This window comes from Nonomuraea sp. B5E05 (assembly GCF_039880665.1).
In the GTDB taxonomy this organism is placed as follows: domain Bacteria; phylum Actinomycetota; class Actinomycetes; order Streptosporangiales; family Streptosporangiaceae; genus Nonomuraea.
Genome location: NZ_JBDPMJ010000064.1, coordinates 1 through 8,804, shown reverse-complemented (window position 1 = coordinate 8,804; position 8,804 = coordinate 1). Strand labels below are relative to the sequence as shown.

General features: G+C 66.9%; 9 protein-coding genes. 5 read left to right on the top strand and 4 right to left on the bottom strand.

The annotated features are described in order from the left end of the window. Positions 1-238: 238 nt before the first annotated feature. A complete protein-coding gene (locus ABGB01_RS45480) occupies positions 239-640 on the top strand; it encodes a hypothetical protein (RefSeq protein WP_347780536.1) in 402 nt (133 codons plus the stop codon). Positions 641-653: 13 nt separating this feature from the next. Here the strand turns inward: ABGB01_RS45480 and ABGB01_RS45475 are convergent, their stop codons facing one another. Together ABGB01_RS45475 and ABGB01_RS45470 are read right to left on the bottom strand one after the other, a co-directional pair. Then, entirely contained in the window at positions 654-1,235 is a 582-nt protein-coding gene (locus ABGB01_RS45475; protein WP_347780534.1) for an HAD-IA family hydrolase, read from the bottom strand. 202 nt (positions 1,236-1,437) lie between these two features. Further along, positions 1,438-2,031 carry a hypothetical protein gene (locus tag ABGB01_RS45470; protein ID WP_347780532.1) on the bottom strand — a complete coding sequence of 198 codons (594 nt, stop codon included), beginning with the start codon at positions 2,029-2,031 and terminating at the stop codon, positions 1,438-1,440. Between the two features lie 136 nt (positions 2,032-2,167). Here ABGB01_RS45470 and ABGB01_RS45465 point away from each other — a divergent pair, with 136 nt between their 5' ends. Together ABGB01_RS45465 and ABGB01_RS45460 are read left to right on the top strand one after the other, a co-directional pair. Beyond that, positions 2,168-3,007: a helix-turn-helix domain-containing protein gene (locus tag ABGB01_RS45465; RefSeq protein WP_347780530.1), complete on the top strand. Its 840-nt coding sequence runs from the start codon at positions 2,168-2,170 to the stop codon at positions 3,005-3,007. A 66-nt stretch (positions 3,008-3,073) separates the two neighbouring features. Next, on the top strand, positions 3,074-3,655 hold the full coding sequence (locus ABGB01_RS45460; protein ID WP_347780528.1) for a dihydrofolate reductase: 582 nt from the start codon (positions 3,074-3,076) through the stop codon (positions 3,653-3,655). A 35-nt stretch (positions 3,656-3,690) separates the two neighbouring features. Here ABGB01_RS45460 and ABGB01_RS45455 read toward each other — a convergent pair whose 3' ends face one another. Next, positions 3,691-3,927, bottom strand: coding sequence for a hypothetical protein (locus tag ABGB01_RS45455; RefSeq protein WP_347780526.1), 237 nt, complete (start codon positions 3,925-3,927; stop codon positions 3,691-3,693). A gap of 506 nt (positions 3,928-4,433) precedes the next feature. Beyond that, entirely contained in the window at positions 4,434-6,509 is a 2,076-nt protein-coding gene (locus ABGB01_RS45450) for an alpha/beta fold hydrolase (protein WP_347780525.1), read from the bottom strand. A gap of 162 nt (positions 6,510-6,671) precedes the next feature. On the opposite strand from ABGB01_RS45450, the gene ABGB01_RS45445 reads away from it, so the two are divergent. Together ABGB01_RS45445 and ABGB01_RS45440 are read left to right on the top strand one after the other, a co-directional pair. Beyond that, positions 6,672-7,115, top strand: coding sequence for a hypothetical protein (locus ABGB01_RS45445; protein ID WP_347780523.1), 444 nt, complete (start codon positions 6,672-6,674; stop codon positions 7,113-7,115). Positions 7,116-7,132: 17 nt separating this feature from the next. Then, a complete protein-coding gene (locus tag ABGB01_RS45440) occupies positions 7,133-7,555 on the top strand; it encodes a hypothetical protein (RefSeq protein ID WP_347780522.1) in 423 nt (140 codons plus the stop codon). Positions 7,556-8,804 lie beyond the last annotated feature (1,249 nt).

Sequence of the window (8,804 nt, the reverse complement as noted above, 5' to 3'; positions counted from 1 at the left end):
CTCTTGACACCCCGCTCAGCCCGCCATGTCTCCACGACGAACCGGGGCCTGCTACCGGGCGCTCCGATGCTTACCCGGACGGGACTTTCACCCGCAGGCCTGGACCAGCTTCCAGGACGCAACATGCCCCGGAGCCTAACGACCGTGGCGAGCGGCCATGACCCCGGAGGTTATTGAGCCGACGACCCCGGCGCTGGCACCGTTCCTGTGACCAGACCTTCACCGGGAGGAGATCGACATGACGACGACCAGGACGGACGCTTCCGGACGGCTGCGGCTGATCCTGCGCGTCGACGGCTGGAGCACCGCCGTCTTCGGCGTGATCATGTTGGCCGGCGCTCAGGCGCTCAGCGGCCCGCTCGGCCTGCCGACCTCGTGGTCCATCCCGTTCGGGGTCGCCATGCTGGGCGGCGCCGCGGCCCTCGGCCTCATCGCCGGATATCCCCAGATTCCGCCGCGCCACGCGGCGTTCGTCGTCGCGGGGAACACGCTGTCGTGCGTGGCACTCCTCGTGCTCGCGTTCTCCGGCCTCATCCCGCTCACCGGGCTGGGCGTGGCGTTCCTGCTGGCCGGAGCCCTGGTGGTGGCCGTCTACGCGGCGCTCGAACTCATGGGCCTGCGCCGGCTCACCGCCGCCTGAACGCGCCGCGCTCCTACGCGAACTCGCGAATGGCGGCCACCAGCTCCGGCATGGTCCTGACGACGCTCCGCGGCTGCCACTGATCGCAGCGCACGGGGTTGGCCTCGGTGTCGTCGCTCAGGAAAACGATCGTGCGCATCCCCAGCGTACGAGCCGGAACAAGATTGACCGGACGGTCGTCGACGAACACCACCTCATCAGGGGAGACGCCCAGCGCCTCGATCACCGTCGTGTACGCGGCCCTGTCGGGTTTGCGGGCCCGCAGATCGGAGCTGACGAACCACCGCCGCACGGGAGCCTCCAGGCCGAAACGCCGGCGTACGAGCTCAGACCAGACCGCCGTGTCATTGCTCAGGCAGGCGAGGCGCAGGCCATCGCCCCCCAGCTCCGCGAGCGCCTCCCGCACGCCTCCGTTGAGCTGGTGCCGCCCGCAATAATCCGCGTCACGCCCTTCCCGCGACAGCCCGACGGCCGACCAGAACCGGTCGGTCGTCATGCTCCCCATCGTGGCCGAACGGTAGGCGGCGCGGATCTCCTGCTCGGTTCGCCGGCATCCGTGATCGCGCAGGTAGGGGATCAGGACACGACCCTGCACATTGCCCTACCGGTACAGAACGCCCATCGCATCGAAGAGAACCACCTTCGGCCGAGGCATGACCAGAGAGTACGCCGCAACGATCCGGCGGTCCAAGCGCGCGAGGCCAGCGGATCTCGGCCAGAGCCACGGGCAGAACCGGCTGATCAGGGCTCTTCGCCAGCCTGAGAGACCAGATCACCCCAGCGGCGCCACGCCCCGTTCAGCGCCCCTCCGGATCCTCCGCGAGGAACTCCGCGACCAACTCCGCCGGGTTGGCGGCTCTGGTCAGGGCGAACATCTCGTCGGGGTCGAACATGTCGTAAAGGACCACCGGCAGCGCTCTCCCGAAGGTCTCGACGATCCGGCCATCCGCGTGGAGCCGGCGGGCCAGATCGACGCAGAGTCCGTGGAACTGCTGGTCAAGCCGCTCGCCGCGCTCGTCCCGCTCGTGTTCGGAGAGCTCGTCCTCGTCGTCGTACCAGAGGCCCTGCGCCATCGCCTCCCGCCGGTGCAACGCGGCGCCGACCGGATCCCGCTCGGGATCGTGGCCGACGACACGGCACCCCTCCAGCCCGGACGGCGGGAAATACGCGTAACTCCAGCGAGCCTCCCACGCCTCCGGCGGGCTCGGCTCCGCCGGCAGCCGGGCCACCTCGGCTTCGGTGTTGTAACCGATCGCCACGTACGGGAACCGGGGGTCCTGGTCGACGCTGTCGATCCGGAACGTGACGACGTAAATGCCGGCCCCGGCCTCCCTGGGAAACTCCGCCAGGGTGCGCACCGCCACCCGCTCCATGTGCTGCCGGAACGTCATCACCCGAAACTATCCTCAGTGGCGGCATAACCTTCCCGCCATGGCGACGGCTTCCACGATGGCTTCACGCACCTGCTGATCCGGATCCTGCGGGATCTCCTGGTGACCCGCCCGCGCATCGGCGATGCTGTGACGCGTGGAGTACGTGTCCAGAGTGCCCCGACCGCCCGTGGCCGGGCTGATCGACGACCTCTACTACCTGGAGGGCACGCCGCCGTACCCCCGGCTGATGTTGCCGCCGATGCCCTCGGCGCTGCTCGTCCTCAACCTCGGGGAGCCGTTCCGCATCCGCGCCGTCACTGGCATCGAGACGGCCGCGTACGCCGACGGCTGCGTGATCACCACACCCACCCGCGCCTACGAGTTCGGCTACCCGCCGGGCACCCGGTCGGTCGGCGTGCACTTCAAGCCATGGGGCCTGGCGCCGTTCCTGCCGATGCCCGCGGCCGAGCTGTGCGACCGGCCGGCGACGGTGGAGCAGGTCTGGGGCCGCCCTGCCGTCGCCGGGCTGCGGGACCGGCTGGCCACGGCGGCCGGTCCGTACGAGATGCTGACGCTGCTCGAGGACGAGCTGATGCGACGGCTCCGCGAACCGGCCGGCCTGGGGCTGGTCCGCCACACGAGCAGCGCCATCGAGGCGGCCGCGGGAGCGCTGGCGATCGGCGACCTGAGCGCGGCGGCCGGCGTCAGCAGCACCCATCTGGCACAGCGGTTCAAGGAGCTCGTCGGCGTCACGCCGAAGCGGCTCGCCCGCACCTACCGCTTCGCCACCAGCGTGTTCGCGATCGACCCCACCGGACCGGTCAACTGGGCCGACCTCGCCGATCGCGCGGGCTATTTCGACCAGGCTCACTTCGGCCACGAGTTCCGGACGTTCACGGGGCTCACCCCGACCCGGTACGTCGACGTCCGGCGGCGCTTCCTGCGCGAACACCCCGGTCACGCGCTCGACGTCGGGCCGCTGCCGGCCGATTGATTTCTTACAAGAACCGGCGACCCCTGACCCGCCACCATGGGTACTTCCCGAGCGAAGGAGAAGTCCATGGGCAGAGTGGTCATGTACAGCACGGTGTCGGTGGACGGCTTCATCGCTGACAGGAACGACCAGGTCGGGCCGCTGTTCGACTGGATGTCCAGCGGTGACGTCCCGCTGGACGAGACCGGGGACGTGAAGGTGTCGCAGGCGTCCTACGACTACACCCGGCCGTACTGGGACCAGATCGGGGTGACCGTCGTCGGCCGCCACGTCTTCGACCTGACGGACGGCTGGGGCGGCAAGCCGCCGGGTGGGATCGACCACGTGGTCGTCGTGTCGCACCGGCCGATGCCCGAGGGCTGGGACCCCGGGGCGCCGTTCCACTTCGTCGACGGCGTCGAGGCCGCCACGGCCAGGGCACAGGAACTCGCCGGCGACCGCACAGTCGAGGTCGCCGCCGGCGACGTCGGCGGCCAGGTACTGGCCGCGGGGCTCGTGGACGAGGTCGCCATGGACGTCGCTCCCGTCGTGTTCGGGTCCGGCAAGCGCTATTTCGGCTCGTTCGACGCGCAGCACCTGCTGGAGGACCCCGACGTGGTGATCCAGGGCAACCGGGTCCTCCACCTGCGCTACCGCGTGCGCAGATAACCGATCCGAGCAGGTACGACCTGATCCGCCCAGGTTCAGGCCGGCTTCCGATCAGCCTTCTCCACAGCCCGGGAAGATGGTGACTGCCGGCGAAGCGTCAGCCCTGGAAACGAGCCATGATTCGCCCGCGCCAACACCGCAAGAGCACGCAAGATTTCGGGCCGTTCGCCCGGCTCGGCACCCCGGAGCGCGACGATCGCCACGATCGTCATCGCCACGGCAGGAACCGCGACGGCCACAACGATCGCGATCGCGAACACCGACAACTGCATGACCCGCACCCTCCGCCTGCTCAGGTCGAGCAGGCCGGGGCTCAGCTCGACCAGTAATAGCACACACTGGCAAGCTGAGTTCCCCTCACCTGGCGGGTCTCAGACGGGACTTCGACATCCCATTCGGTTGTCTCGGGGAACGTCTGCAGTCACGAACGATCAACAGATTGGGGCGCGTTCCATCACCCCGAGGTCTCTCCCGCCCGCCTACGCGGACCGACAACTCCGGGAGTAGCACGCAGGGTTTCCAGGGCGTCCCTGTGTGTACTGTGCCGTGATGACGAAGCTGCCGCGAAGGAATACTCCCCTCACTTGGAGAATGCCTCCCCTCACGCCGATCCGTCAACGGCCGGGTGCGAGTGCGCGGATCTGCCGATGAGCGCTCACCCCTGGCTTCCGGAGCTATCGCACGCGACGAGCACGGCGGTGAGCATCGAGAGTTACGACTCATGGGCGAGACGCAGGCCGTCAAGGTCGAGGGCTGCGCCGCGCACGCGCCGATGCGGTCAGCCGCCGACGGTGAACATCGTCCAGTCGTCACCGCAGCCGTCGAACCGGTGGCTCCCCTTCTCCTGGAAGTTCAACGACGAACCGATGACCAGGTCCTTCACGGTGCGCGAGACCAGGATCTGCCCCTTCCCGGCGAGGCGCGCGACCTGGTGCGCGAGCTCGAATGCCTGACCGACGAGCCGGCCATCGCGAAACTCCACCTCACCTACGTGCACGCCCGCTCGGAAATCATGAGCGGCCGTTGTGGCACGCATCTCCAGCGCGCACCGGATCGCGCGTGCCGCGCCGTCGAAGGTTGCGACCACTCCTTGTACGTTGGTCTCGACCAAGCTGCCTCGGCTCCGCCCGACGGCCGACGAAGCTGCTGCATGGTGAGCCGGCGCAGCGGCCTCGGACACGGCCGTGACCACGATCGTGGCGAGCATGCGATTCGTCTCCAGAGGCTGACTCGCCACTTCTTCAACGAACTGCTCGACGATGTCGGCAAGTTCGCCGACATCACCGACACCGAGCAGATGGTCGCCCGACTGCTCCAGATACCGGGCACCCGGCAGGTGTTCGGCAAGGTAGCGTCCAAGAGCGGGCTGGCTGATCCGGTCGTTGCGCCGCTGCACGACCAGCGCCGGTGCGCTGACAGCCGGCAGGATCTTCCGCACGTCGATATCACGGACCAGGCGAAGCATCCGCAGGAAGGCGCTTGGGCTGACGGACATGCGTTCGCGGCGTGCCAATCCCCGGCGCGCGCTTTCCTTGCTCGCGAGGCTTGGTGCGTACCACTCAATGGTGTTGCCCTGTCCCCAGCCGCGCTGGGCGATCTGTTCGAGCGCGGCCAGCATGCCCTCGGTGTTCCCTCCACACGGGTAGTCAGGCGCCCAGGTCCAGCGTGCGGCTGCGCCGAACAGCACCAGACCGGTGACCCGCTCTGGAAAGGTGGCGGCGAACAGGACGCTCATCGGGCCGCCCTCGGAGTAGCCGATCAGCACGGCACGCTTGCTGCCGCACGCGTCCATGACCGCGCAGACGTCGTCCATCCGCTGCTCGAGCGTGTCTTCGCCGGTGGCGGGGTCCGACAGCCCAGTGTCCCGCTTGTCGAAAATGATCAGGCGGCCGGTTGCGGCGAGCCGGCGCATGAAGCCGGCCGTGTTCGGGTCTTCCCACCACAGATCGAGGTGGCTGTAGATGCCTGGCACGAACACGATGTCCGGCTCGCCATCGCCGATCACCTGATAGGCGATGTGACCCGTGCCGTTCCAGACATACTGCGGGGTCGGCGCGGTCCAGCCGTCCTTGTCCGTCCCGGGGGCTCGCGGTGCCGGATCGGCGCGGGTGGCAAGGTCCTGCGCGAGTACGCGCCGTTCCAGATCCCGCAGCTCCCGGCTGGGGGACAGGCCGAGTTCGTCAGCCAGCAGTCGGCGAACCTCTCGGTAGACGGCCAGTGCCTCGCCCTGCCGGCCGGCGCCGTAGAGCGCACGGATGCGCAGCGACCACAGCCGCTCGCGCAGCGGGTGCTCGGCCGTCAGAGCAGCGAGCTCGCCCAGCACCTCACAGTACCGTCCGTTCATCAGGTCCGCCTCGAGACGCACCTCGACGGCGGTCAGCCGGAGCTCTTCGAGCCTCGACCCTTCTGAAGCGACGAAGGGCAAGTCGCCCAGGTCCGCCAGCACCGGCCCGCGCCACAGAGCCAGCGCTTCGACCGCCCGCAGACGGGCGGTCGTGGCGTCGTTGACATCGAGCGCGGAGACCGCCTGTTCGAGCAGCTTCTCGAATCGGACCGAGTCGAGCTCGTGGCCGCCCAGCTCCAGCTGGTAGCCGGGCGGCCTGGTCACGAGGCCCTCCGCCATGCCCGCTGTCCGGAGTCTGCGACGCAACTCGCTGACTCGCACATGCAGGTTGGCGATCGCCCGATCCACGTCGAGTTGTGGCCACAGTTCTTCGGCGAACCGGTCAGTTGGCACGACCTGCCCGGCGTTCACCAACAACAGGCCCAGCACCGCCCGCGTTCTCATCCCTCCGAGCTCCAGCCACGCGTTCTCGGCGCCCACCTCGATCGGGCCGAGAATGTTGAACTTCATGTGGCGCCCCCGCGAGCAATACGTTCAGTATGCGCATGGTAACCGATTAGTAAGCGGATAGTCAGCCCCATGCGTCACCCTGTTGGTCCAGCCGGCTGGACGGGTCAATCCCCAACGGCAACCGGCGTACGTTCGACGCATTTCTTACCACCGGAGGACCTCATGAAGATCAAGCCATTCGCCGGCGTGAGAAGAAAGCACCTGACCACGGTGAGCGTCGCCGCGATCACGACATCGCTAAGTTTTGCGCTCTCCGGATCGGCACACGCCGTCACGGCCCCCGCCACTTCGGCCACCGCAATGATCCGCTGCTCCGTCGGCGGCATGACCGACACCCACGACAGCTCTCCGAAGAAGATCTACGCCGGCGCGTGGATCAATTGCAAGGCTCCGAGTTTCACACCCCTGAAGCTGCGCATTCAGCTCTTCCGCTCAGGCACACTCGTCGACACCGGCATCTGCGAAGCGTCGAATTACAGCCGATATTGCGATGCCTCCGTCACGGTAACCGACCGCACGCCGGGCAAACAGCGATGGTACGGCAGAGTCAGAGCCTCGTGGGACAGCGGCAGCAAGAGCTTCACCACCAACTCCATCAATCATTAGATCAAAAAGAGGTTCACATGAGCCGGCAGATGATCGCACTCAAGATCACCGTAGCGGCTGGACTCGCGCTCGCGCCGATGAGTCCCGCCAACGCCACGACAGCCAAATCGACCACAACCGCGAGCGTCACCAAAGCGACGACAGCGTCCTTCTGCACCGCCTGGGCTCTAGCGGATAGAGTTGACCAGTCCGGAAAAATGTATGGCGCTGGTGGAGTCCGCTGCAAGGGCCGGACAGCCGGGCGGTTGACCGTGACCCTTTACCGCAACAACAGCAAGGTCAGATCCGCCGATGAAGCCTGCCCCCGTAATCGCTATTGCAGCGCAAGCACCGGGACCAAACAAAACTCCAGCGGCAGCCAGGAATGGTGCGCGAGGGCGCAATTCCACGACGTCATCGGAGGCGATTACTATATCAAATGGGAGTGCATGATAGCCTGAAAAACCGATGCGGCTGTTTCCGTAGATCCCCTCAGGCAGCTCTTCAGCACCGCCGGCAGCTCGACGACGGTTGTCAGGCGCGCCGCCGCGAGCCTGGAAGCCCGGCCGATATATTCCGCCGGCTGCGGGCGACCCCGCACGTGTTGCACCGCGTCAGGACGAACCAAAGGCCCTTCCCGATCATCGCGAAGGGCCTTTGAACTGGGAGCCGCCTTGGGGATTCGAACCCCAGACCCCTTCATTACGAGTCAACGGCAAGACCGTGGCTAGGGGTTCGCTTGCCTGGTCAGGCGTGTGATGGTGTTCGGAGTGATCAGGTGGTGTGAGGTGGCGTTGCTGTACGCGAGCGCTGGACGGAAACAGATAGCCCCCGCGTACTCGATGGCAACCCAACCCGGACCGCAGGGCCGCCAGGCCCGAGGCCCGAAAGCGGGGCGGCAACCATGACAGCCTGCTTGCAAAACGGTCCGATCTTCGAGGCCAACGTACTCGACCTGCACTGAGGACAGTCCGCGAGTGACCGCAATTGACCGCCACTGACCACCCTTAATGGCACGCTAATGGCACGACGATCAAGGTTCTGATCTGCTCGTCCAGGGGGTCGAAGGCATGAGTGTCAGAGCACGGCACGCGAGGACTCTTAAGCGCGCCCATGTGGGATGACTCCGTATCCCCTCAAAGCTCCACGGCTCCGGTCCTTCCTCTGTCAACTCCGCGGTGAGCCGATCGATCTCATCGAGATGCCTGGACAACTCGTCGCTGATCCACCCGGCCTCCTGCGGCATCCACGAGACCCCGTACGCGTGATCGAAATCAAGGGCCAGCTCATCAGGGCACATCACGGATCCGAGCCAGGCGATCTGCTCAGAGGCAGGCCACGCCAAACGTTCCAATGCATCATGCAGTAGCCGCCAAGCTCCTCTTCGCGCCTCGTCCTCGCTCGGCTGTCGCACAGGTTCATTCTGCCGCGCGTGACGCACATGCTCTCCGACTGACGCTCATCGGGGCCAAGGTTGAGCGTGATCGTGCAAGCATCTCCTCATGGTGGATGCCCGCATCCCAGCGCGACTGATCGGCTACTGGTGGAGTCCTGACGCTCCGGAATGGCCTCGGCCGCACGACTGTAGGGCGACGCTGAAGATGGGCATGTAGGCGGCGTTCGTGGTGTCTATGTGGACGACATGAACGACCCCGCCAGGCGATGGCCTGACGGGGTCTGGTGCTCATGGTGTCGTGGTGGTGCTCAGTC